This is a genomic window from Streptomyces sp. NPDC001027 (assembly GCF_040299045.1).
Taxonomy (GTDB): domain Bacteria; phylum Actinomycetota; class Actinomycetes; order Streptomycetales; family Streptomycetaceae; genus Streptomyces.
In genome coordinates, this window is the sequence record NZ_JBEPBI010000027.1 from 38,286 (window position 1) to 60,842 (window position 22,557).

General features: G+C 70.5%; 19 protein-coding genes and 4 tRNA genes. 14 read left to right on the top strand and 9 right to left on the bottom strand.

From position 1 onward, the window contains the following. The first annotated feature begins 5 nt into the window (after positions 1-5). The 3 genes from hrpA (at position 6) to ABT300_RS11215 (ending at position 4,641) form a co-directional block, all read left to right on the top strand. On the top strand, positions 6-4,016 hold the full coding sequence (gene hrpA, locus ABT300_RS11205) for an ATP-dependent RNA helicase HrpA (protein ID WP_351674017.1): 4,011 nt from the start codon (positions 6-8) through the stop codon (positions 4,014-4,016). Between the two features lie 95 nt (positions 4,017-4,111). Further along, positions 4,112-4,186: transfer RNA gene (locus ABT300_RS11210), tRNA-Asp, on the top strand. A 167-nt stretch (positions 4,187-4,353) separates the two neighbouring features. Next, positions 4,354-4,641, top strand: coding sequence for a DUF6274 family protein (locus ABT300_RS11215; RefSeq protein ID WP_351674018.1), 288 nt, complete (start codon positions 4,354-4,356; stop codon positions 4,639-4,641). 459 nt (positions 4,642-5,100) lie between these two features. On the opposite strand, the gene bldC is transcribed toward ABT300_RS11215, so the two are convergent. Next, entirely contained in the window at positions 5,101-5,307 is a 207-nt protein-coding gene (gene bldC, locus ABT300_RS11220) for a developmental transcriptional regulator BldC (protein WP_003949541.1), read from the bottom strand. 581 nt (positions 5,308-5,888) lie between these two features. Next, on the bottom strand, positions 5,889-6,731 hold the full coding sequence (locus ABT300_RS11225) for a DUF8083 family protein (RefSeq protein ID WP_351674019.1): 843 nt from the start codon (positions 6,729-6,731) through the stop codon (positions 5,889-5,891). A gap of 189 nt (positions 6,732-6,920) precedes the next feature. On the opposite strand from ABT300_RS11225, the gene ABT300_RS11230 reads away from it, so the two are divergent. Together ABT300_RS11230 and ABT300_RS11235 are read left to right on the top strand one after the other, a co-directional pair. Continuing rightward, the gene (locus tag ABT300_RS11230) at positions 6,921-8,024 is read left to right on the top strand and encodes a Leu/Phe/Val dehydrogenase (RefSeq protein ID WP_319281326.1); all 1,104 of its coding nucleotides are present in this window, start codon (positions 6,921-6,923) and stop codon (positions 8,022-8,024) included. Positions 8,025-8,334: 310 nt separating this feature from the next. Then, positions 8,335-8,589, top strand: coding sequence for a DUF3073 domain-containing protein (locus tag ABT300_RS11235; RefSeq protein WP_057576334.1), 255 nt, complete (start codon positions 8,335-8,337; stop codon positions 8,587-8,589). Positions 8,590-8,676: 87 nt separating this feature from the next. On the opposite strand, the gene purM is transcribed toward ABT300_RS11235, so the two are convergent. The 4 genes from purM to ABT300_RS11255 form a co-directional block, all read right to left on the bottom strand. Next, the gene (gene purM, locus ABT300_RS11240) at positions 8,677-9,744 is read right to left on the bottom strand and encodes a phosphoribosylformylglycinamidine cyclo-ligase (protein WP_351674020.1); all 1,068 of its coding nucleotides are present in this window, start codon (positions 9,742-9,744) and stop codon (positions 8,677-8,679) included. 53 nt (positions 9,745-9,797) lie between these two features. Then, on the bottom strand, positions 9,798-11,324 hold the full coding sequence (gene purF, locus ABT300_RS11245) for an amidophosphoribosyltransferase (protein WP_351674022.1): 1,527 nt from the start codon (positions 11,322-11,324) through the stop codon (positions 9,798-9,800). Between the two features lie 254 nt (positions 11,325-11,578). Next, positions 11,579-12,127 carry an META domain-containing protein gene (locus ABT300_RS11250; RefSeq protein WP_351674024.1) on the bottom strand — a complete coding sequence of 183 codons (549 nt, stop codon included), beginning with the start codon at positions 12,125-12,127 and terminating at the stop codon, positions 11,579-11,581. 43 nt (positions 12,128-12,170) lie between these two features. Continuing rightward, positions 12,171-12,968, bottom strand: a complete 798-nt coding sequence (locus tag ABT300_RS11255) for a maleylpyruvate isomerase family mycothiol-dependent enzyme (RefSeq protein ID WP_351674025.1) — start codon at positions 12,966-12,968, stop codon at positions 12,171-12,173. 159 nt (positions 12,969-13,127) lie between these two features. On the opposite strand from ABT300_RS11255, the gene ABT300_RS11260 reads away from it, so the two are divergent. Next, positions 13,128-13,712, top strand: coding sequence for a Uma2 family endonuclease (locus ABT300_RS11260; RefSeq protein ID WP_351674027.1), 585 nt, complete (start codon positions 13,128-13,130; stop codon positions 13,710-13,712). Between the two features lie 72 nt (positions 13,713-13,784). Here ABT300_RS11260 and purL read toward each other — a convergent pair whose 3' ends face one another. The 3 genes from purL to purS are packed head-to-tail and all read right to left on the bottom strand — an operon-like array spanning position 13,785 to position 16,989. Beyond that, the gene (purL, locus tag ABT300_RS11265; RefSeq protein ID WP_351674028.1) at positions 13,785-16,043 is read right to left on the bottom strand and encodes a phosphoribosylformylglycinamidine synthase subunit PurL; all 2,259 of its coding nucleotides are present in this window, start codon (positions 16,041-16,043) and stop codon (positions 13,785-13,787) included. Further along, on the bottom strand, positions 16,040-16,720 hold the full coding sequence (purQ, locus tag ABT300_RS11270; protein ID WP_351674030.1) for a phosphoribosylformylglycinamidine synthase subunit PurQ: 681 nt from the start codon (positions 16,718-16,720) through the stop codon (positions 16,040-16,042). The genes purL and purQ overlap by 4 nt, the downstream gene beginning before the upstream one ends. After that, complete coding sequence (purS, locus tag ABT300_RS11275; RefSeq protein ID WP_057576348.1) at positions 16,717-16,989, bottom strand: phosphoribosylformylglycinamidine synthase subunit PurS; 273 nt, start codon at positions 16,987-16,989, stop codon at positions 16,717-16,719. The genes purQ and purS overlap by 4 nt, the downstream gene beginning before the upstream one ends. Positions 16,990-17,352: 363 nt before the next feature. Between purS and ABT300_RS11280 the strand changes: the two genes are divergently transcribed. The 8 genes from ABT300_RS11280 to ABT300_RS11315 all read left to right on the top strand — a co-directional run bounded on the left by ABT300_RS11280 (position 17,353) and on the right by ABT300_RS11315 (position 22,549). Further along, on the top strand, positions 17,353-17,670 hold the full coding sequence (locus ABT300_RS11280) for a histone-like nucleoid-structuring protein Lsr2 (protein WP_057576350.1): 318 nt from the start codon (positions 17,353-17,355) through the stop codon (positions 17,668-17,670). A gap of 136 nt (positions 17,671-17,806) precedes the next feature. Then, positions 17,807-17,878 (top strand) — tRNA-Gly (locus ABT300_RS11285). 80 nt (positions 17,879-17,958) lie between these two features. After that, positions 17,959-18,034: transfer RNA gene (locus ABT300_RS11290), tRNA-Gly, on the top strand. 274 nt (positions 18,035-18,308) lie between these two features. Beyond that, entirely contained in the window at positions 18,309-19,343 is a 1,035-nt protein-coding gene (locus ABT300_RS11295; protein WP_351674032.1) for an ABC transporter ATP-binding protein, read from the top strand. A 167-nt stretch (positions 19,344-19,510) separates the two neighbouring features. Next, positions 19,511-20,398, top strand: a complete 888-nt coding sequence (locus tag ABT300_RS11300; protein ID WP_351674034.1) for an ABC transporter permease — start codon at positions 19,511-19,513, stop codon at positions 20,396-20,398. Positions 20,399-20,412: 14 nt separating this feature from the next. After that, positions 20,413-21,831 (top strand): sensor histidine kinase, encoded by a 1,419-nt coding sequence (locus tag ABT300_RS11305; protein ID WP_351674035.1) that lies wholly within the window; start codon positions 20,413-20,415, stop codon positions 21,829-21,831. After that, a complete protein-coding gene (locus ABT300_RS11310) occupies positions 21,828-22,436 on the top strand; it encodes a response regulator (RefSeq protein ID WP_351674037.1) in 609 nt (202 codons plus the stop codon). The genes ABT300_RS11305 and ABT300_RS11310 overlap by 4 nt, the downstream gene beginning before the upstream one ends. Before the next feature lie 37 nt (positions 22,437-22,473). Beyond that, positions 22,474-22,549: transfer RNA gene (locus tag ABT300_RS11315), tRNA-Gly, on the top strand. The last annotated feature ends 8 nt before the right edge of the window (positions 22,550-22,557 follow it).

Below are 22,557 nucleotides of genomic sequence, written 5' to 3' on the forward strand. Positions count from 1 at the left end.
CGCGTATGTCTACGCACCCCGCCCCCGGCGCCTCCTCTCCGGGCACTCCCGCCGCCGACGGCTTCGGCGGCCTCGCCTCCCGTCTGGCCGAGCTGTCCCTGCGCGACGCGCACCGCCTCGGGCGCAGGCTCGACGGCGCGCGCCGGATCCGCAAGCCGGAGGCCCGTGCCGCCGTCCTCGCCGAGATCGCGGCGGAGGTCGCGCGGTTCGAGGAGCGGGCGGCCCTGCGACGCGACCGCGTGCCGGCCGTGTCCTACCCCGAACAGCTTCCGGTCAGCCAGAAGAAGGACGAGATCGCGGCCGCCATCCGTGATCACCAGGTGGTCATCGTCGCCGGTGAGACCGGCTCCGGCAAGACCACCCAGATCCCCAAGATCTGCCTCGAGCTCGGGCGCGGCGTCCGCGGCATGATCGGGCACACCCAGCCCCGCCGTATCGCCGCCCGCACCGTGGCCGAGCGCGTCGCGGAGGAGCTGCGGACCCCGCTCGGCGAGGCCGTCGGCTGGAAGGTGCGGTTCACCGACCAGGTGAACCCGGACGCCACCTTCGTGAAGCTGATGACGGACGGCATCCTGCTCGCGGAGATCCAGACCGACCGCGAGCTGCGCGCCTACGACACGATCATCATCGACGAGGCCCACGAGCGGTCCCTCAACATCGACTTCCTGCTGGGCTACCTCGCCCAGCTGCTGCCGCGGCGGCCGGACCTCAAGGTCGTCATCACCTCCGCGACCATCGACCCCGAGCGCTTCTCGCGGCACTTCGGCGACGCCCCGATCGTCGAGGTCAGCGGACGCACCTACCCGGTCGAGGTCCGCTACCGGCCGCTCCTCGAGGAGGACGCCGAGGACGCCGACCGCGACCAGATCACCGCGATCACCGACGCCGTCGAGGAGCTGATGGGCGAGGGGCAGGGCGACATCCTCGTCTTCCTCTCCGGCGAGCGGGAGATCCGCGACACGGCGGACGCGCTGGAGAAGAAGAAGTTCCGGTTCACCGAGGTCCTGCCGCTCTACGCCCGGCTCTCGCACGCCGAGCAGCACCGGGTCTTCCAGCAGCACACGGGCCGCAGGATCGTCCTGGCGACGAACGTGGCCGAGACGTCCCTGACGGTGCCCGGCATCAAGTACGTCATCGACCCCGGCTTCGCCCGGATCAGCCGCTACAGCCACCGCACCAAGGTCCAGCGCCTGCCCATCGAGGCGATCTCGCAGGCCAGCGCCAACCAGCGCAAGGGCCGCTGCGGCCGCACCAGCGACGGCATCTGCATCAGGCTGTACGACGAGGACGACTTCCTCGCCCGGCCCGAGTTCACGGACGCGGAGATCCTGCGCACCAACCTGGCGAGCGTCATCCTGCAGATGACCGCGGCCGGCCTCGGCGACATCGAGAAGTTCCCGTTCATCGACCCGCCGGACCACCGCAACATCCGCGACGGCGTCCAGCTGCTCCAGGAGCTGAACGCACTGGACCCGGCCGAGAAGGACCCCCGCAAGCGGCTCACCCAGACCGGCCGCAAGCTCGCCCAGCTGCCGGTCGACCCGCGTCTGGCCCGCATGGTCCTGGAGGCCGACAGGAACGGCTGTGTGCGCGAGGTCATGGTGATAGCCGCCGCGCTGTCGATCCAGGACCCGCGCGAGCGCCCAGCCGACAAGCAGACGCAGGCCGACCAGCAGCACGCCCGCTTCCGGGACGAGACGAGCGACTTCCTCGCCTATCTCAACCTGTGGCGGTACGTCCGCGAGCAGCAGAGGGAGCGGGGCTCGTCCTCCTTCCGGCGTATGTGCAAGCAGGAGTACCTGAACTTCCTGCGCATCCGTGAGTGGCAGGACATCTACACGCAGCTGCGCACGGTCGCCAAGCAGATGGGCATCCACCTGAACGAGGAGGACGCGCCCGAGCAGAGCGTCCACGTCTCCCTCCTCGCCGGGCTGCTGTCGCACATCGGCATGAAGGACGTGAAGACCGCCGGGGGGGAGGGTGGGAGGAACACGGCCAAGAACGAGTATCTGGGCGCGCGCAGTGCCAAGTTCGCGATCTTCCCGGGCTCGGCCCTGTTCAAGAAGCAGCCGCGGTTCGTGATGTCCGCCGAGCTGGTGGAGACCTCCCGGCTCTGGGCCCGCGTCAACGCGAAGATCGAGCCGGAGTGGGTCGAGCCGCTGGCCGGGCACCTCCTGAAGCGCACGTACAGCGAGCCGCGCTGGGAGAAGGACCAGGCGGCCGTGATGGCGGACGAGAAGGTCACGCTGTACGGCGTCCCGATCATCGCCCAGCGCAAGGTCAACTACGGCCGGATCGACCCGGAGACCTCCCGCGACCTGTTCATCCGCAACGCGCTCGTCGAGGGCGACTGGCGTACGCACCACAAGTTCTTCTCGGACAACCGCCGGCTCCTCAGCGAGGTCGAGGAGCTGGAGCACCGCGCGCGGCGCCGGGACATCGTGGTCGACGACGAGACGCTGTTCGACTTCTACGACCAGCGGGTGCCGGAACACGTCGTGTCGGGGGCGCACTTCGACTCCTGGTGGAAGCACGAGCGGCACCAGCAGCCCGACCTGCTCGACTTCGAGCGGGAGATGCTCATCCGGGAGTCGGCGGAGGCGGTCACGAAGGCCGACTACCCGGACTCCTGGCGGCAGGGCCCCCTGAAGTTCCGCGTCACGTACCAGTTCGAGCCGGGCGCGGACGCGGACGGCGTGACCGTCCACGTCCCCCTCCAGGTCCTCAACCAGGTCACGGACGAGGGCTTCGACTGGCAGATCCCCGGGCTGCGGGAGGAGGTCGTCACGGAGCTGATCCGTTCCCTCCCCAAGCCCATCCGGCGCAACTACGTGCCGGCGCCGAACTTCGCGAAGCGTTTCCTGGACCAGGCGGTCCCCCTGCAGGAGCCCCTGACGACGGCCATGGCCCGGGAGCTCAGGCGGATGGTCGGCGTCCCCTTCGAGGCCGACGACTTCGACTGGTCGCGACTCCCCGACCATCTGAGGATCACGTTCCGGATCGTCGACGAGCGGCGCCGCAAGCTGGCCGAGGACAAGGACCTGGAGTCGCTGAAGCTCCGGCTGAAGCCCAAGGCCAGGCAGGCCCTCTCCCAGGCGGCCGCGGCCACCGCCGAACGGCAGGGCGGCGAGTCCCTGGAGCGCTCGGGCCTGACGGACTGGACGATCGGCAACCTCACCCGCGTCTTCGAGACCCGCCGCGCCGGCCAGCCGGTGAAGGCGTACCCGGCGCTCGTCGACGACGGGCCGACGGCGAACACCGTCTCCGTGCGCCTCTTCGACACGGAGGCGGAACAGGCCGAGGCGATGTGGAAGGGCACCCGCCGGCTGATCCTGCGCACCATCCCGGTCAACCCGGCAAAGTTCGCATCCGAGAAGTTGACGAACGTTCAAAAGCTGGCGCTGTCCGCGAATCCGCACGGCTCCGTCCAGGCGCTGTTCGACGACTGCGCGATGGCGGCGGCGGACCGGCTCATCGCCGACTTCGGCGGGCCGGTCTGGGACGAGGAGTCGTACCGCAAGCTGTACGAGAAGGTGCGCGCGGAGATCGTCGACACGACCGTGCAGGCGGTGGGCCAGGTGCAGCAGGTCCTCGCGGCCTGGCAGGCCTGCGAGCGCCGCCTGAAGGGCGTGCGCAGCCCCGTGCTGCTCGCGAACCTGACGGACGTGCGGGGGCAGCTGGACGCCCTCGTGAAGCCCGGCTTCGTGACCTGGGCGGGGCTGCGCCGGCTGCCCGACCTCATGCGCTACCTGGTGGCCGCGGACCGGCGGCTGCAGCAGATGCCGACCGGCGTGCAGCGCGACACCGCACGCATGGAGAAGGTCCACGAGATGCAGGACGAGTACGCGTGGCTGCTGGAGCAGCTGCCCGCGGGCCGGCCGGTTCCCCAGCAGGTCCTGGACATCCGCTGGATGATCGAGGAGCTCCGGGTCAGCTATTTCGCCCACGCACTGGGCACGGCGTACCCGGTCTCCGACAAGCGGATCGTGAAGGCGATCGACGCGGCGGCGCCGTGACGGGCCCTGCACGGAGAGTGAGTTCGACCACCGGGCTCACCCTCCTGTACAGTCCTTCTCGCAGCACAGCGCAGCATCAAGTGCCGCAAAAGCAAGGTCCTGTGGAGCAGTTTGGAGTGCTCGCCACCCTGTCAAGGTGGAGGCCGCGGGTTCAAATCCCGTCAGGACCGCAGTGAACGAAACGAGGCCCGCTCCCCGGCAAGGGGTGCGGGCCTCACTCGTGTGCGCTGCCGGGCGCCGCGGGGCTCGCGCCCGACGACGCCCTTGACGGCGTCACATTCGGCCGGTACCCCAGAACCCAGGGCCCGTTCCCGCGGCGCCCGCATGGAGGTGGGGCATGGCGGCATCGGTCAGGCACGAAACGCGGGCCCTGCTCCGCGCGCATCTGTCGGCCGCGTCGTCCTACCGCCACCTGACCCGCCACTGCCCGATCTGCCACCGCTTGCTGAAACTGGCGATGGACGGGGCGTCCCGGGGCCCCCAGGCCCCCGAGCGGGCCCCCGAGCGGCCCACCGAGGGCGAGAGCCCCGCCCCCCGCGACACGGACACGACCGGCGCCGCCGCCCGGGCCGGCTCCACGCGGGAGGCCGACCCGGCGGGCGTCGCCGATTCCCTCCAGGCGTGACGCGATGGCCCGCGGACCGTACCCACAGCCGGGCTCCTGTGGCACAGTGAAGTTCAATCGTCTACTAGCGCACGTGACTCACCGGTAACAAGACCTTTGATGTGTGACGGGTGTCACTGCATGAGTTTTGAAAACCCGGGTTCTTACCGGTCTCATACAACTGGTCAATTTAATATGTGCAATTGCACCACTCAGGAGGATGCCCCCCGGAACCCTCCCAGAGCCTCCCCAGACTCCGACAAGGTCGCGCACAGAGTCACCTGATACCACTCGCGGAGTGAGCCATAGCGCGCTCGAGCGCACAAAAAAGATCGCGCCGGACTCGGCGGAGTCCGGCGCGATCGACGACGTTTCCCTAGGGATGCGGGGCCTGTTGGGGCAGGACCCACGTCGCTTGATGCCAGGTTTCGGGCGTGCGCTCAGGTGGGGGAACCTGACGGATTGCCCGATATGCGGTTGTCAGGCCTCGCTGCGCTGCTGCGGGATGCCCGCGAGCAGTGCGCGGACCTCAGCCTCGCGATAACGGCGATGCCCGCCGAGCGTGCGGATCGACGTGAGCTTGCCGGCCTTCGCCCACCGCGTGACCGTCTTGGGGTCGACGCGGAACATCGTGGCGACCTCAGCCGGGGTCAGCAGCGGCTCAGCATCAGGGGTGCGAGCGGTCATGAGCGGCCTCCTCGGGAGAACCGATCGTTCTCGGTTCTTTCCTCTAAATTCTGCACCTTGACCCGCGTTGCCCGAAATGGCGGATGCGGGTCGAGTCGGTTATAGGACGAACGGCTTGTCCTCGGCACTACAACTACACCATCCGTCCAGCCGCGTCGGCCAAACCGATGGAATTGCCCCCCAGGTGTTCATCGGCGACGGAAGCCGATGGACCATGCCATAGCGGACAGTCACGCTGCTGTGACGATCAGTCACAGAGCGATCGCGAGCCGCCAGACCCCGCAAAGCGTGCAATGCTGAGATTTCCCCCCACGATGGAGCATAAGTAGGCGGACGGAGCCCTCCCCGGACTCCTTGTCCTATTTTGGCACGAGGAGGGGCAACCGGCGCAAGGGCCGTGTACGTGCGGTCCGTCACCCTTGCGACAAAAGCCCGGATCGGGACCTACGCCCCGTCAGTTCCGTGAAGTGCGCCGACCGTACGCTGTTCGACCGCTTCCCGGCCGTGACGCAGGTCACGAATGAAAGCGCTGTCATATCTGTCACACCGTCAGTTCACAGCTCCGCCAGGGGGCTGCGCGATCAGTTCGCCGACCGCCGGTCCCGCACCGACCGCCACCGCTCCACGAGCCGCGCGTACGCCTCGCCGGCCGCCGCGCCGTCCCCGGTCCGCAGCGCCTCGATGCCCTCGGCCACGTCCCTCGCCGAGTGATCGTCCTCGAGATCGCCGGCCGGCAGCACGTGCACCAGGCCGCCGTAATCCAGTTCCACCAGCGAACGCGGATGGAACTCCTCCAGCCAGCGGCCCACGTCCAGCAGGCCCTCGACGAGCGGCCCCTCGTCCGTGGAGTCCTTCAGCGTGCGCAGCGAGCGGGCCACCCGGCGGCGCGCCTGCACCATCGGCGTGCGGTAGCGCAGGCTCGGGGCGGCCTCCCCGGTCCCCTTCTCGTACGCGCGCTCCTCGTCAGAGACCAGCACGAACCAGTGGAGCGGCACCTGCCAGACCGCCGTGCGGATCCACGGGCGGGCGTCGGGGTTGCTCTCCAGCCAGCGTTCGTGGTCCTGGGCCGCCTGCCGGCGCACCACCTCGGGGAGCGCCGCCTCCAGAACCGGCCGGGGCAGCTCCTCGCCGACGTCCGCCAGCGCCAGCCAGCCGCGCAGCCGGGTGCGCCAGGGGCAGACGCAGAGCACGCCGTCCACCTCGGTCACGAACGCGTCGCCGCTCTCGTGCACCGGCGCCGCGACCGGCGGGGTGGGCAGCAGCCCGGCCAGCGAGCGGCGCAGTTCGTCCTGGTAGGAGGGCAGATCGGGGCGGCGGGCGTAGCGGGCCCAGTGGGTGCGCTCCGGCTCGGGGAAAGCGGCCAGCGGCTCGTACACGCGCAGATAGACCGCGTAGGGAACGATCACCGAGGACACCTTGGGCACGCCTGCTCCCTCCCCTTTCGGCCGACGGGGAAACCCCTGCGAATCGTCGCACGGCGCCACTCCGGGAGAAGGTGATCCCCCGCACCGCGAGATCGGCGGGCCGTGCAGGCTCTACGCTCAGAGCACGGGCCCCGCCACCCTTACGGCGCCCGTGTCCCGACCGCCGCTAGTTACCCGGGAGTCACCACCGTGACCGACGTATCCGGCGCACCTGCTGATGTACTGCGCACCCTGTTCCACTCGGACCAGGGTGGTCATGAGCAAGTCGTGCTCTGCCAGGACCGTGCGAGCGGCCTCAAGGCCGTCATCGCCCTGCACTCCACCGCTCTGGGCCCCGCCCTCGGCGGCACCCGCTTCTATCCCTACGCGACCGAGGCGGAGGCCGTCGCCGACGCGCTGAACCTCGCGCGCGGGATGTCGTACAAGAACGCCATGGCCGGGCTGGACCACGGCGGCGGCAAGGCCGTGATCATCGGTGATCCCGACACGATCAAGTCCGAGGCTCTGCTGCTCGCGTACGGCCGCTTCGTGGCCTCCCTCGGCGGTCGCTATGTGACGGCCTGCGACGTCGGGACCTATGTCGCCGACATGGACGTCGTGGCGCGCGAGTGCCGCTGGACGACCGGGCGCTCACCGGAGAACGGCGGCGCGGGAGACTCCTCCGTGCTGACGGCCTTCGGCGTCTACCAGGGCATGCGGGCCTCCGCACAGCACCTGTGGGGCGATCCGTCGCTGCGCGACCGCACCGTCGGCATCGCGGGCGTCGGCAAGGTCGGCCACCACCTCGTGCAGCATCTGCGCGAGGAGGGCGCCCGGGTCGTGATCACGGACGTCCGTGAGGACGCGGTGCGCAGGATCCTCGAGCGGCACCCGGAAGGCGTGACGGCCGTCGCCGACACCGACGCGCTGATCCGCGTCGAGGGTCTCGACGTCTACGCCCCCTGCGCGCTCGGCGGGGCGCTCGACGACGACTCGGTGCCGGTGCTGACGGCGAGGATCGTCTGCGGGGCGGCCAACAACCAGCTCGCCCACCCGGGCGTGGAGAAGGACCTCGCCGACCGCGGGATCCTCTACGCGCCGGACTACGTGGTGAACGCCGGCGGGGTCATCCAGGTCGCCGACGAGCTGCACGGCTTCGACTTCGACCGGTGCAGGGCGAAGGCGGCGAAGATCTTCGACACCACGCTCGGGATCTTCGCACGTGCGAAGGAAGACGGAATTCCGCCGGCCGCCGCGGCCGACCGGATCGCCGAGCAGCGGATGCACGAGGCGGCTCGGGCGCGCGGCTGGTGATCTTCCGGCGGGGCCCCAGGGCGTCCCGTCCGAGGGTTTCGGCGGTACCGGCCGGTGGAAAGTTAGAGAGAACTCTCACTCCTCCCGGCGGGTCGCCCGCCGATAAGTGGTTAAAATCGCCACTGACCAGCGAGGACGGGGCGCTCGACGGGTGCTGCGCACACGCGCGTGGTACGGGCGACGTACCGTACGGGCGTGGGCTCAGGTACCGTGGGAGCCCTACGACGGGCTCTCCATGGAGAGGCCGTCCTGGATCATGAACGCGTGTCAACCTGGGGCCGTCGAGCCCCGTCGTTGAGGGGGTCGAGCCATGGGGCGCGGCCGGGCCAAGGCCAAGCAAGCGAAGGTCGCCCGCCAGCTGAAGTACAACAGCGGCGGGACAGATCTCTCGCGTCTGGCCGAAGAGCTGGGCGCATCGCCATCGAACATTCCGCCGAACGGTCAACCGTTCGAGGATGATGACGATGAGCAAGACGACGACCCGTACGCCCGGTACGCCGAGCTGTACGGGGACGACGACGAGGATGACGGCGAGGACTCCTCGCAACACCGTCGCGGCGCTTGACCTTGTACTGAGCACTCACCCGGTCGGTGACTTCGGTCACCGACCGGGTCTTGTGCTGCCTGTGCGGTCGCCCGCTCTGCGGCGGTTCTACACGGCGTAGTCCCCGACCAGCTCCGCGCCGGTCGGGTGTTCGCCGCGCTCGGTGATCTCGCCGGCGACCCAGGCCTCGACGCCGCGGTCGGCCAGCGTCGCGAGCGCGACGTCCGCCGACTCCTCGGGCACGATCGCCATCATGCCGACGCCCATGTTGAGCGTCTTCTCCAGCTCCAGGCGCTCGACCGAACCGGTCCTGCCGACCAGGTCGAAGATCGGGGCCGGGGTCCACGTGGTGCGGTCCACGACGGCGTGCAGCCCGTCGGGGATCACACGGGCCAGGTTGGCCGCCAGACCGCCTCCGGTGATGTGCGAGAAGGCGTGCACGTCCGTGGTGCGGGTGAGGGCCAGGCAGTCCAGCGAGTAGATCTTGGTGGGCTCCAGGAGCTCCTCGCCGAGCGTGCGGCCGAGCTCGTCGACCCGTGCGTCCAGGGACAGGCCCGCCTGGTTCAGCAGGACGTGCCGGACCAGCGAGTACCCGTTCGAGTGAAGGCCGGAGGCCGCCATGGCGATCACCGCGTCACCCGTGCGGATGCGATCCGGGCCGAGCAGCCGGTCGGCCTCCACGACGCCCGTGCCGGCGCCGGCGACGTCGAAGTCGTCCTCGCCGAGCAGGCCCGGGTGCTCGGCCGTCTCACCGCCGACCAGGGCGCAGCCGGCGAGCACACAGCCCTCGGCGATGCCCTTGACGATGGCCGCGACCCGCTCGGGGTGGACCTTGCCGACGCAGATGTAGTCGGTCATGAACAGCGGCTCGGCGCCGCACACCACGATGTCGTCCATGACCATGGCGACCAGGTCGTGGCCGATGGTGTCGTACACGCCCAGTCGGCGGGCGATGTCGACCTTCGTGCCGACGCCGTCGGTCGCGGAGGCGAGCAGGGGACGCTCGTAGCGCTTGAGGGCGGAGGCGTCGAAGAGGCCGGCGAAGCCGCCGAGGCCGCCGAGGACCTCGGGGCGCTGCGTCTTCTTCACCCACTCCTTCATGAGCTCCACGGCGCGGTCGCCCGCTTCGATGTCGACGCCCGCAGCTGCGTAGCTGGCACCAGTTGTCTCAGACATGACGGTGAGAACTTTCGTGTCGTACGGCAGGTGTGACGGATGTGTCGGAGCGTCTACGGACGGCGGATCGCGTCGGCCGCGGCCGTGGCGGCCGGACCGGCGGCCAGCTCCGTCTCCAGGAGCTGCTTGCCGAGCAGCTCGGGATCGGGGAGCTCCATCGGGTATTCGCCGTCGAAGCAGGCGCGGCAGAGGTTCGGCTTGGCGATGGTGGTCGCCTCGATCATGCCTTCGATGGAGATGTACGAGAGCGAGTCGGCGCCCAGGGAGGTGCCGATCTCGTCGATGGTCATGCCGTTGGCGATCAGCTCCGCGCGCGTGGCGAAGTCGATGCCGAAGAAGCAGGGCCACTTCACGGGCGGCGAGGAGATGCGGATGTGCACCTCGGCCGCGCCCGCCTCGCGGAGCATGCGGACCAGGGCCCGCTGGGTGTTGCCGCGCACGATCGAGTCGTCGACGACGACCAGGCGCTTGCCCTTGATGACTTCCTTGAGGGGGTTCAGCTTCAGCCGGATGCCCAGCTGGCGGATCGTCTGCGAGGGCTGGATGAACGTCCGGCCGACGTAGGCGTTCTTCACGAGGCCCGCGCCGAACGGGATGCCCGACGCCTCCGCGTAACCGATGGCGGCGGGAGTGCCGGACTCCGGTGTCGCTATGACGAGATCGGCCTCGACCGGCGCTTCCTTGGCGAGCTTGCGGCCCATCTCCACCCGGGAGAGGTACACGTTCCGCCCGGCGATGTCGGTGTCGGGGCGGGCCAGGTACACGTACTCGAAGACGCAGCCCTTGGGCTTCGCTTCCGCGAACCGGGAGGTCCGCAGGCCGTTCTCGTCGATGGCGACGAACTCGCCCGGCTCGATCTCGCGGACGTAGCTCGCACCGCAGATGTCGAGCGCGGCGGACTCCGAGGCGACCACCCAGCCGCGCTCGAGCCGGCCGAGGACCAGCGGGCGGATGCCCTGGGGGTCGCGGCCCGCGTAGAGCGTGTGCTCGTCCATGAACACGAGCGAGAAGGCGCCCTTGACCTGGGGGAGGACCTGGTGGGCGGCCTCCTCGATGGTCAGCGGCTTGCCCTCCTCGTCGACCTGGGCCGCGAGGAGCGCGGTGAGCAGGTCGGTGTCGTTGGTCGCCGCGACGCGAGGGGTGCGGCCCTCCTGCTTGGGCAGGTCGGCGACCATCTCGGCGAGCTGGGCGGTGTTGACGAGGTTCCCGTTGTGACCGAGCGCGATCGAACCGTGCGCGGTGGCGCGGAACGTCGGCTGGGCGTTCTCCCACACGGAGGCGCCGGTGGTCGAGTAGCGGGCGTGACCGACCGCGATATGACCCTGGAGCGAACCGAGTGAGGTCTCGTCGAAGACCTGGGACACCAGGCCCATGTCCTTGAAGACGAGGATCTGCGAGCCGTTGCTGACCGCGATCCCCGCGGATTCCTGACCTCGATGCTGTAGGGCGTAGAGCCCGAAGTAAGTGAGCTTGGCGACCTCTTCACCGGGAGCCCAGACACCGAAGACGCCGCATGCGTCCTGGGGGCCCTTCTCACCGGGGAGCAGATCATGACTGAGTCGACCGTCACCACGTGGCACGCCACCGAGTGTAGGCGAGATCGACCACTGGTCCGAATTGGGGATACCCGTCGGTAACTGGATCACCGGTCGGCCTGGGCGTCCATGATCCCCGCGTATGCGCAGGTCAGGAACCGGGTTCGATGATCCACTCCGGGATCCGGCGGGCCCCTGGGGCGACCGGGCGGGTGGCCGCTGTACGGGCATGAGTGAGCTGTCGCACACCGATAGGGGCGCTCAGGGGCGCTGGACGCCGACCGGGTCTCACTTCCTGGTCAGTCGGACGCGGTCGTCCTGGTCAGTCGGACCTGGTCGCCGTCGGCCGTGCCGAGGGTCAGCGTGGCGCCGTCGACCTCGGCGGTGAGGGTCCCGTCGGCGAGCGTGGCGGCCAGCGTGCGCTCGAACGCCATGGGCTGCTTCCCGCAGGCCATCCTGGTCGACCGCGCGTCGCTGAACCGGACGCGGTCGCCCTGGACGGCGGCCTTCGCGGTGAAGTGGTTGCAGCCGTAGTCGCCCGTCGCCCTGCCGTCCTCGACCTCGACGTACGCGCCTGCAGGGGCCTCCTGGACGGCTCCGCCCACGGTCACGCTCTCGACGTTCCACCGGACGCCGGTGACGGGCTGCTCCACGCGCACCTCTGCGCTGCCGGGCCGCTCGCCGCCCGCCTTCCCGCCACCGCAGGCCGCGGCGAGGGGGAGGAGCAGAACGGCGGCGGTCAACGCCGTGCGGCGCCGGTACGGGTGCCGACGCGTGTCCCCGTGCGGGTGCGTGTCCCCGTGCAGGTGAGGGTGCGGGTCCGTGGGGGCGTGGCTCTGCCTGGACATGTCGGTTCGACGAGCCGACGGACCGGTCGGTTCCGTCGTGCGCTCAGGCCATCAGGGGGAGCAGCGCCGCGAGGTCCGCCCGCTCGCCGCTCGCGCCGACCTTCGCCTGCTCCACGGCGTCCTGCCAGGTGACCCGGCCGGTGGCCAGCCGGATCCAGGTCAGCGGGTCGGTCTCGACGACGTTGGGCGGAGTCCCCCGGGTGTGCCGGGGGCCCTCGACGCACTGCACGACGGCGTACGGCGGGATCCGCACCTCGGTCGCACCGCCGGGCGCCCTGGCGGCGAGGGCGTCGGCGAGGAGCCGGGTGGCCGCGGCCAGCGCCTGGCGGTCGTACGGGACGTCCAGACCGGGGACGGCCGCGTTCAGGTCGTCGGTGTGCACGACCAGCTCGACGGTGCGGGTGACGAGGTAGTCGGCCAGGCTCATGGCGCCCGTGCGCGTGGCGAGCAACCGGTCGCCGGGGACGGCGGCGAGGGCGGCGGCGAAACGCTCCTCGGTGCGGGCGTAGAGGACGTCCAGGTCGGGGTCGGCCGCGGCGATCTCCCGGGTGCGCTCGCCGATGTCGGCGGCGCGGACGGCCGTGGCGAACGGCCACTGCAGGAGCGTGAGATCGGCCTTCGCCGGTTCGTCCCGGTCGATGTTGCGGCTGACGGTCTCCACCGCCATGGTCATGTGCGCGGCCAGCTCCCGCACGGTCCATCCAGGCAGCCGCGTGGGCAGCACGAGCTGCTCGGCCGTGAGACCGGCCACGGCCCGCCGCACGTTCCCGAACTGGGCCGTCACCGCGGCACGGGTCCTGGCGGGGTCGTAGGCGCGGGCGCGCTTCTTGGCGGGGGACATGACGGCGAGCCTATGCCTTGTGACGCAAGGCCTGCATCGGACGGACGCCCACGGACCAGAAGGCCCGGGTCAGTCACCCGTGAGCGTGATGGACGGCGAAAGCCGCCCCGCACCGCTGGGCCCGGACAACACTGGCCTTCGCCTGGAAGGGGGTGCAGCATGACGGTTATGGCCGAGCGCACGTCTCAGATGTCGGTGGAGGAGTTCGAAACGATCGCCTCCGCCGCTCCCGAGACCGTCACGTTGGAATTCATCAACGGACGGATCGGAGTCAAGAAGGTGACGGACGGGGATCACAGCACCATCGTGTCCTGGCTCGCCCGGCACTGTATGCAGCACAGGCCGGACCTGGACCTCTACCAGAGCCAAGGGCTCCGGGTCGATGCGTATCGGGAAGGCAGGGCGAAACCGGACGCGGTACTCGCGCCCGAGGCCCACTTCGCGGGGCACGGTGAGTGGGCCGACCCGGACGGCGCGTTCATGGTCGTCGAAGTCACCTCGTACGACTCGGACACCGACCGACGGGACAGGCACGAGAAGCCGACCGCGTACGGGCAGGCCGGGATTCCCCTGTACCTCCTCATCGACCGGGACTCCTGCACGGTCACGGTGCACAGCAACCCGGACCGCCAGGTCGGCGGCTACCGCACCGTCGAGACCGCGAAGTTCGGCGAGAAGGTGTGCCTCCCCGGTCCGATGAACATCGAGCTCGACACGGAGATCCTCAAGAACTACGTCCGCTGAATGCCCGACAAGCAGAGAAGGCCCCGCCCGGCGACATGAATCCGGGTGGGGCCTTCACCGTCATGCGACCGTCTACGCGAGCAGCGCCGGGATGGTGTCCTCGTGGGCCTTGCGCAGCTCCTCCAGCGACAGCGCGAACTCGCCCTGCAGCTCGACCGTGTCGCCGTCCACGACGCCGATGCGCGTGACGGGCAGGCCGCGCGCCCCGCACATGTCGTTGAAGCGGAGTTCCTCGGACCGCGGGACCGCCACCACGGCACGTCCCGCCGACTCGGAGAACAGGAGGGTGAAGGCGTCGAGCCCGTCCGGGACGACCAGCCGCGCGCCCTTGCCGCCGAGCAGCGCCGACTCGACGACCGCCTGGATCAGACCGCCGTCCGACAGGTCGTGCGCGGAGTCGATCATGCCGTCGCGGGAGGCGGAGATCAGGATCTCGGCGAGCAGCCGCTCCCGCTCCAGGTCGACCTTCGGGGGCAGGCCGCCGAGGTGGTCGTGGACGACCTGGGACCAGGCCGAGCCGCCGAACTCCTCACGCGTGTCGCCGAGGAGGTAGAGCAGCTGGCCCTCCTCCTGGAAGGCGACCGGCGTGCGCCGCGCCACGTCGTCGATGACGCCCAGCACCGCGACCACCGGGGTCGGGTGGATGGCCGCCTCGCCGGTCTGGTTGTAGAGCGAGACGTTGCCGCCGGTCACCGGGGTGCCCAGCTGCTGGCAGGCGTCGGCGAGGCCGCGGATGGCCTCCGCGAACTGCCACATCACCGCCGGGTCCTCGGGCGAGCCGAAGTTCAGGCAGTCGGAGACGGCGAGCGGCTTGGCGCCGGTCGTCGCCACGTTGCGGTACGCCTCGGAGAGGGCCAGCTGCGCGCCCGCGTACGGGTCGAGCTTGGCGTAGCGGCCGTTGCCGTCGGTCGCGATGGCGACGCCGAGGCCGGTCTCCTCGTCGATGCGGATCATGCCGGAGTCCTCGGGCTGGGCGAGGACGGTGTTGCCCTGCACGAAGTGGTCGTACTGCGAGGTGATCCACTTCTTGGAGGCCTGGTTCGGGGAGGACACCAGCTTCAGGACCTGGTCCTTCAGCTCCTCGCCCGTGGTCGGCCTCGGCAGCCGGTTCGCGTCGTCCGCCTGGAGGGCGTCCTGCCAGTCCGGGCGGGCGTAGGGGCGCTCGTAGACCGGGCCGTCGTGGGCGACCGTGCGCGGGTCGACGTCGACGATCTTGCCGCCGTGCCAGAAGATCTCGAGGCGGTCGCCGTCGGTGACCTCGCCGATGACGGTCGCGATGACGTCCCACTTGTCGCAGATCTCCAGGAACCGGTCGACCTTCGCCGGCTCCACGACCGCGCACATGCGTTCCTGCGACTCGCTCATGAGGATCTCCTCGGGCGAGAGCGTGGAGTCGCGCAGCGGAACGTCGTCCAGCGTCACGCGCATGCCGCCGGAGCCGTTGGAGGCGAGCTCGGACGTGGCGCAGGACAGCCCGGCCGCGCCGAGGTCCTGGATGCCGACGACCAGCTTCTCCTTGAAGGCCTCCAGGGTGCACTCGATGAGGAGCTTCTCCTGGAAGGGGTCGCCGACCTGCACGGCCGGCCGCTTCGACGGCTTGGCGTCGTCGAAGGTCTCGGAGGCGAGGATCGACGCGCCGCCGATGCCGTCGCCGCCGGTCCGGGCCCCGTAGAGGATGACCTTGTTGCCCGCGCCGGACGCCTTCGCGAGGTGGATGTCCTCGTGCCGCATGACGCCGATGGCTCCGGCGTTGACCAGCGGGTTGCCCTGGTAGCAGGCGTCGAAGACGACCTCGCCGCCGATGTTCGGCAGGCCCAGGCAGTTGCCGTAGCCGCCGATGCCGGCGACGACGCCCGGCAGGACGCGCTTGGTGTCGGGGTGGTCGGCCGCGCCGAAGCGCAGCGGGTCCACGACCGCGACCGGCCGCGCGCCCATCGCGATGATGTCGCGCACGATGCCGCCGACGCCCGTGGCCGCGCCCTGGTAGGGCTCGACGTAGGAGGGGTGGTTGTGCGACTCGACCTTGAAGGTGACGGCGTAGCCCTGGCCGACGTCGACGACGCCCGCGTTCTCGCCGATGCCGACGAGAAGGGCGTCCGACTGGGGGGCCTTCTCGCCGAACTGGCGCAGGTGCACCTTGGAGGACTTGTACGAGCAGTGCTCGGACCACATGACGGAGTACATGGCGAGCTCGGCGCCGGTCGGGCGGCGGCCGAGGATCTCCACGACCCGCTCGTACTCGTCCTTCTTGAGGCCGAGTTCGGCCCAGGGCAGCTCGACGTCGGGGGTCTCGGTCGCGTGCTCGACCGTGTCCAGAGGCGTCCGGCTCATGCGTTGACCAGCTTCTTGAGGATCGAGGTGAAGAACGGGAGGCCGTCGGTGCGCCCCGAGCCGATGAGCGGCTCCACGGCGTGCTCCGGGTGCGGCATGAGGCCCACGACGTTGCCGGCCTCGTTGGTGATGCCGGCGATGTCACGGAGGCTGCCGTTGGGGTTGACGTCCAGGTAGCGGAAGGCGACCCGGCCCTCCGCCTCCAGCTCGTCGAGCGTGCGCTCGTCGGCGACGTACCGGCCGTCCATGTTCTTCAGCGGGATGTGGATCTCCTGGCCGGCCGAGTAGTCGGTCGTCCAGGACGTGTCCGCGTTCTCCACCCGCAGCTTCTGGTCGCGGCAGATGAAGTGGAGGTGGTCGTTGCCGAGCATCGCGCCGGGCAGCAGGTGGGCCTCGGTGAGGATCTGGAAGCCGTTGCAGATGCCGAGGACCGGCAGACCGGCCTTCGCCTGCTCGATGAGGGGCTCCATCACCGGGGAGAAACGGGCGATCGCGCCCGCCCGCAGATAGTCGCCGTACGAGAAACCTCCGCACAGCACCACGGCGTCGACCTGGTGGAGGTTCTTGTCCTTGTGCCACAGGGCGACGGGCTCCGCGCCCGCGAGGCGGATCGCGCGCTGGGTGTCCCGGTCGTCGAGGCTGCCGGGAAAAGTGACGACGCCAATACGAGCGGTCACTTCGCGGCCCCCGCGACGGCTTCTTCCGACTCGACCCGGACGGTGAAGTCCTCGATCACGGTGTTGGCGAGGAAGGATTCCGCAAGATCGTGGATGCGGGCGAGGGCGGCCTCGTCGACCGGTCCGTCAACTTCCAGTTCGAATCGCTTTCCCTGACGTACGTCGGAGATGCCTTCGAAACCCAGCCGCGGCAGTGCGCGCTGCACCGCCTGGCCCTGGGGGTCGAGGATCTCCGGCTTGAGCATGACGTCGACTACGACGCGTGCCACTGGCACTCCCGGTGGTGTGGTGCTGAGCAGGCTCCTGAAGGTGTCTCCAACAGGTGTCTTCAGACTACCCGTACAAAATTTCTACGCGGGTAGAGTTGTAGGAAACTACGTGAGCGCCATCACGATCAGGTATCGGACCAGTGCCTTCGCGGAAATTTCAGGGAAAGATCCGGGGTGCGTCCGCGTTCCCTATTGCCCCGGGACACGCGGACAGATTTAGTCGGGCTTCACATTGCAATGCCGGGCACTGTACAAATGAATTGTCAATAGCCGATACTTTGCCCCATAACAGGCGAACAGTCGACATCTCCGTGGCGTCCTGGCACGTCATCGCAGAGCTGTCGCACGAAGGGACCGATATTCGTGGCGCAGAAGGTCGTGGTCACTCTCTTTGACGACATCGACGGCTCGGAAGCGGCGGAAACGATCGCCTTCGGACTGGACGGCAAGTCGTACGAGATCGACCTGAATGAAGGCAATGCCGAGAAACTGCGTAAGGCGCTCGCGCCCTACGTGGACGCCGGCCGCAAGCGGTCGAGGTCCGGCAAGGCGTACAAGCAGACGGAGGTCGCCCCCGACCCCGCCGCCGTCCGCGCCTGGGCCCAGGCCAACAAGATGGACGTGCCGGCCCGCGGCCGCATCCCCAAGAAGGTCTACGAGGCGTTCGCCGACGCTCAGTGAGCTCCGCCCGAGTGCTGGGCCGACGGCCGGTCAGCCGCCCTCGGCGGGAACCGACTTGCGCTGCACCCCTCCCGGTCAGCTAGAGTCTGGAGCACGCCGCCGGGCAAGGCCGAAAGGCCCAGCTCACGGAGTACACGCGGGTGTAGTTCAGTAGTAGAACATCCCCCTTCCAGGGGGAAGGCGCAGTGTGCAATTCCTGTCACCCGCTCTGCATCGCCGATCCGACCACTCTTGTGGATCAGGTAGGCTGGTGCTCGCGCCGATCGGTGAAAGCCGGTCGGAGGCAATGCGGACGTAGCTCAGTTGGTAGAGCGCAACCTTGCCAAGGTTGAGGTCGCGAGTTCGAGCCTCGTCGTCCGCTCCATCGAAAAAGACCCCGGTCCACTGGATCGGGGTCTTTTCGTGTGCCCGGGCGTCGCGTGCCCGGGCGCATGGCCGCTCACCGTCCGCCCTCCGTCTGTCCTCCGTCTGTCCGCGGGTTCCGGGTTCCGGCCGCCCGGAGTGCCGTGGGCGCGGCAGGCTCCGGCCGCCCGGACTGCCGTGGGCGGCGGGGGAGTCGTCCGTCGTCTGACATTTGTCATACGCACCGGTGACACCTCGCACTGCCGGGCCCTCCCCTCCGCCGGGAGGCTCGAGACATGGACGCACATGAGCACGTGATCGAGGTCACCGGCCTCCGGCGGGTGTACGCGGGCGAGTTCGAAGCGGTCCGTGGAATCTCCTTCCACGTGCGCCGCGGTGAGGTCTTCGCGCTGCTGGGCACCAACGGGGCCGGGAAGACGTCGACCGTCGAACTGCTGGAGGGGCTCGCGCCTGCGGACGGCGGCCGGGTCAGGGTCCTCGGGCACGACCCCTACACCGAACGGGCCGCCGTACGGCCGCGCACCGGGGTGATGCTCCAGGAGGGCGGCTTCCCCTCCGAACTGACCGTCGCAGAGACCGCGCGGATGTGGGCCGGCTGCGTGAGCGGCGCCCGTCCGCCCGTGGAGGCGCTGGCGCTCGTCGGACTCGCCGAACGGGCGGACGTCCGGGTCAAGCAGTTGTCCGGGGGCGAGCGGCGGCGCCTCGACCTGGCGCTCGCGGTGCTCGGCGACCCCGAGGTCCTCTTCCTCGACGAGCCGACGACCGGCCTGGACGCCGAGGGCCGCCGCGACACCTGGGACCTGGTGCGCGCCCTGCGCGACTCCGGCGCGACCGTCCTGCTCACCACGCACTACCTGGAGGAGGCGGAGCACCTCGCCGACCGGCTGGCCATCCTGCACCGGGGCCGCATCGCCGTCTCCGGAACGCCCGCGGAGGTGACCGGCGCCCAGCCCTCCCGGATCGTCTTCGAGCTGCCCGAGGGGTACTTCGTGGGCGACCTGCCGCCGCTGGGGGAACTCGGGGTGTGCGGCCACGACGTCGACGGTCGCGTCGTACGGCTGCACACACGGGAGTTGCAGCGGGCGGCGACCGGACTGCTGGTGTGGGCCGACCGGGCCGGAGTGCGACTGCACGGGCTGGACGTGCGGTCGGCCTCGCTGGAGGAGGCCTTCCTCGGCATCGCCCGGCAGGCGTCGGACGACGCCGAGGGCGACCGGGGTGATCGAAGCCGGCGGGGCGGCCGGGGTGACCGGGGCGGTCGCGGCGCGGAGGCTGCGGAGGCCGCGGCACGAGGGGGGCGAACGGCATGAGCGGGACGCGCGGGATCGGCGGGACGAGTCATGGGAGCGGGGCGGGCGGAATGAACGGCATGAGCAGCGCGCACGGAACGGGCGGATCAGGCGGAGCAGGTGGCACGGGCGGAGTAGACGGGACGGGCGGAGCAGGTGGCACGGGCGGAGTATTCGGGGCGGGCGGAATGAGCGGAGCCGGTGGGGCGGTCGACACGGGTCGGACGGGCGGGACGGGCGGGCCTGGTGGGACGGGCTCGGCCGGCGGGGCGGGGGTGGAGGGCGCCGGCGGTCGGACTGCCGCGCGTGCCGTCACGACACGCCCAGGTCGCATCGCCGCCCTCGGCCGGGCCGAGCTGACGCTTCTCGGGCGCAGCAGGAGCACCCTCGCCCTCGCCCTGTTCGTGCCGCTCGTGCTGCCGGTCAGCCTCGCCCAGGCGGTCGACGGCATGGACGTGGCGGGCGTCGGGCTCACCGCCGGTCTGGTCCTGCTGCCCGCCGCCATCGGCTTCTCGCTGCTGTTCGGGGTGTACCAGGCGCTGTCGTCCGTCTACACCGCCCGGCGCGAGGAGTTGGTGCTCAAGCGGTTGCGCACCGGCGAACTGCGGGACGCCGAGATCCTCTGCGGATCGGCGCTGCCGATCCTCGTCACGGGGCTGGCGCAGTCCCTGGTGCTGGTGGCCGGCGCCACCGTCCTGCTGGACGTGCCGGCTCCGAAGGCGCCCCAGCTCGCCGTGCTGGGGCTGCTGTCGGGGCTCGTGATGTGCGCGGCGTTCGCGGCGCTCACGGCGGCCCTGACCCGGACCGTGGAGAGCGCGCAGGTGACCACGGCGCCGTTGGTGCTGGTATCCATGGCCGGCTCCGGGATGGCCGTCCCGCTGGAACTGCTCCCCGACCGGCTCGCGACCTTCTGCGAGCTGCTGCCCCTGTCTCCGGTGATCACCCTGATCCGGGGCGGCTGGACCGGGAGCCTGTCCGCCCCCGAAGCCCTCGGGGCACTGGCGACGGCCCTGGTCTGGACCCTGCTCGCGGTGTTTGCTGTACGGCGGTGGTTCCGGTGGGAGCCGAGGCGCTGAGGAACGGTGGAACGGTGTTCGGCTGGATACGGGGGTGGCACGGACGCCACTGGCGCGAGCGCAGCAAGGCGGAGCGGGTCGAGCTGCAGAGCGTGGTCACCTGGTACGTCACGACCTGGTTCTTCTCCCTGGCCTGGCTGGCGTTGCCGCTGGTGGGCTCCGTCGACCGGCGGCCCCTGCCGCTGGTCCTCGGCGGACTGCTGCTCCTCGGGGGCGCGCTGAGCTGCGCGGAGGCGAACCGGCGCACCCGGCCGGCGCTCGACCACTACCTGGGCCGAGCCGTGCTCCCGCCCCGCGAGCTGCGCCCCTCCGTCGTCCTGCTGGCCCTGGAGCTGGCGCTGATCCTCGCCCTCGCCGTGCGGGGCGGCGCCGACGCGGTGGCGGTCAGGCTGTTCATCGGCGCCGTGCTGCTGCCCCTCGGCCTGCTGTACGGGCTGGTCGTCCCCGTCCCGGTGTTCCTGCGGCGGTCTCTCGTGCTCGCCGTGGTGCTGATGGCCGCGTTCGCCTGGACCGAGCCAGACCCTGCCGGGATCCTCGCGGTCGGGGTGCTCACCGCGTTCGGAACGCTCTTCTCGCTGCTGGCCGGTCGCTGCGGCGCCTGGACCCTGTCCGTGCTCTGGGAGGCGGAGCGGGCCCGCGAGGTCGAGGCCCGGCTCGCCGTCGCCGAGGAGCGGCTGCGGTTCGGGCGGGACCTGCACGACGTCATGGGCCGCAACCTGGCGGTGATCGCCCTGAAGAGCGAGCTGGCGGTGCAGCTGGCCCGGCGCGGGCGGGCGGACGCCGTGGATCAGATGATCGAGGTGCAGCGCATCGCGCAGGAGTCGCAGCGTGAGGTGCGTGACGTCGTCCGGGGCTACCGGGAGGCCGACCTTGGGGCCGAACTCGCGGGAGCACAGGGCGTGTTGAGGGCGGCCGGGATCGCGTGCGAGGTGAGCGGGGACGCCGGGGCGCTGCCCGCCGCGGTGCAGTCGGCGCTCGGCTGGGTGGTGCGGGAGAGCACCACGAACGTGCTGCGGCACGGGGCCGCGGAGCGGTGTTCGGTGGCCCTGCGCAGGACGGAGGGGTGCGTGGTGCTCACCGTGGAGAACGACGGCGCCCGGCCGGATCCCGCGCCGGGGACGCAGCGGGGTGACGCCGTCCAGGGCGACACCGGCCGGGGCGACGCCGTCGGGGGTGACACTGGCCGGGGTGACATTGGCCGGGACGCCGCCGACCCTGGTGACGCCGTGCACAGCGGCCCCGGGTCCGGCGGCGGGTCCGGGTCCGGCGGCGGGTCCGGCGGCCGGGGCGGGTCGGGGCTCGCCGGGCTGCGGGAGCGGCTGCTCAGGGTGGACGGGACGCTGCAGGCGGGGTTCGTCGGGACGGGCGGGTACCGGGTGGTCGCCCAGGTGCCGCTGGACGGGGAGAACGCTGTGAAAGAGGTCACTTCATGACGGTGCGGGTGCTGCTCGCCGACGACGAGCACCTCATCCGGGGCGCCCTGGCCGCGCTGCTCTCCCTGGAGGACGACCTGACGATCGTCGCCGAGGCGGCCACCGGGCCGGAGGCGCTGGCGATGGCCCGGGCCCACCGCCCGGACGTCGCCGTCCTGGATCTGCAGATGCCCGGCGCGGACGGTGTGAAGGTCGCCACATCCCTGCGCGCCGAACTGCCCGGCTGCCAGGCACTGATCGTCACCGGTCACGGACGGCCGGGGCACCTCAAGCGGGCGCTTGCGGCAGGTGTGCGCGGGTTCGTCCCCAAGACGCTGAGCGCCCAGCGGCTCGCGGAGATCATCCGCACGGTGCACGCCGGGAACCGTTACATCGACCCGGAGTTGGCCGCCGACGCGATCTCCGCCGGCGACTCGCCGCTGACCCCGCGCGAGGCGGAGGTGCTCGAACTCGCCGCCGACGGCGCGCCCGTCGCGGAGATCGCCGAGCGGGCCGCGCTGTCGCAGGGCACCGTGCGGAACTACCTGTCGTCGGCCGTCTCCAAGCTCGGGGCGGAGAACCGGCACGCCGCGGTGCGGCTCGCGCGGGAGCGGGGTTGGGTATAGTTGGCCTCGCGCCACGGCACCTTCACACCGGCGCACTGCGGACGTAGCTCAGTTGGTAGAGCGCAACCTTGCCAAGGTTGAGGTCGCGAGTTCGAGCCTCGTCGTCCGCTCCATCGAGAAG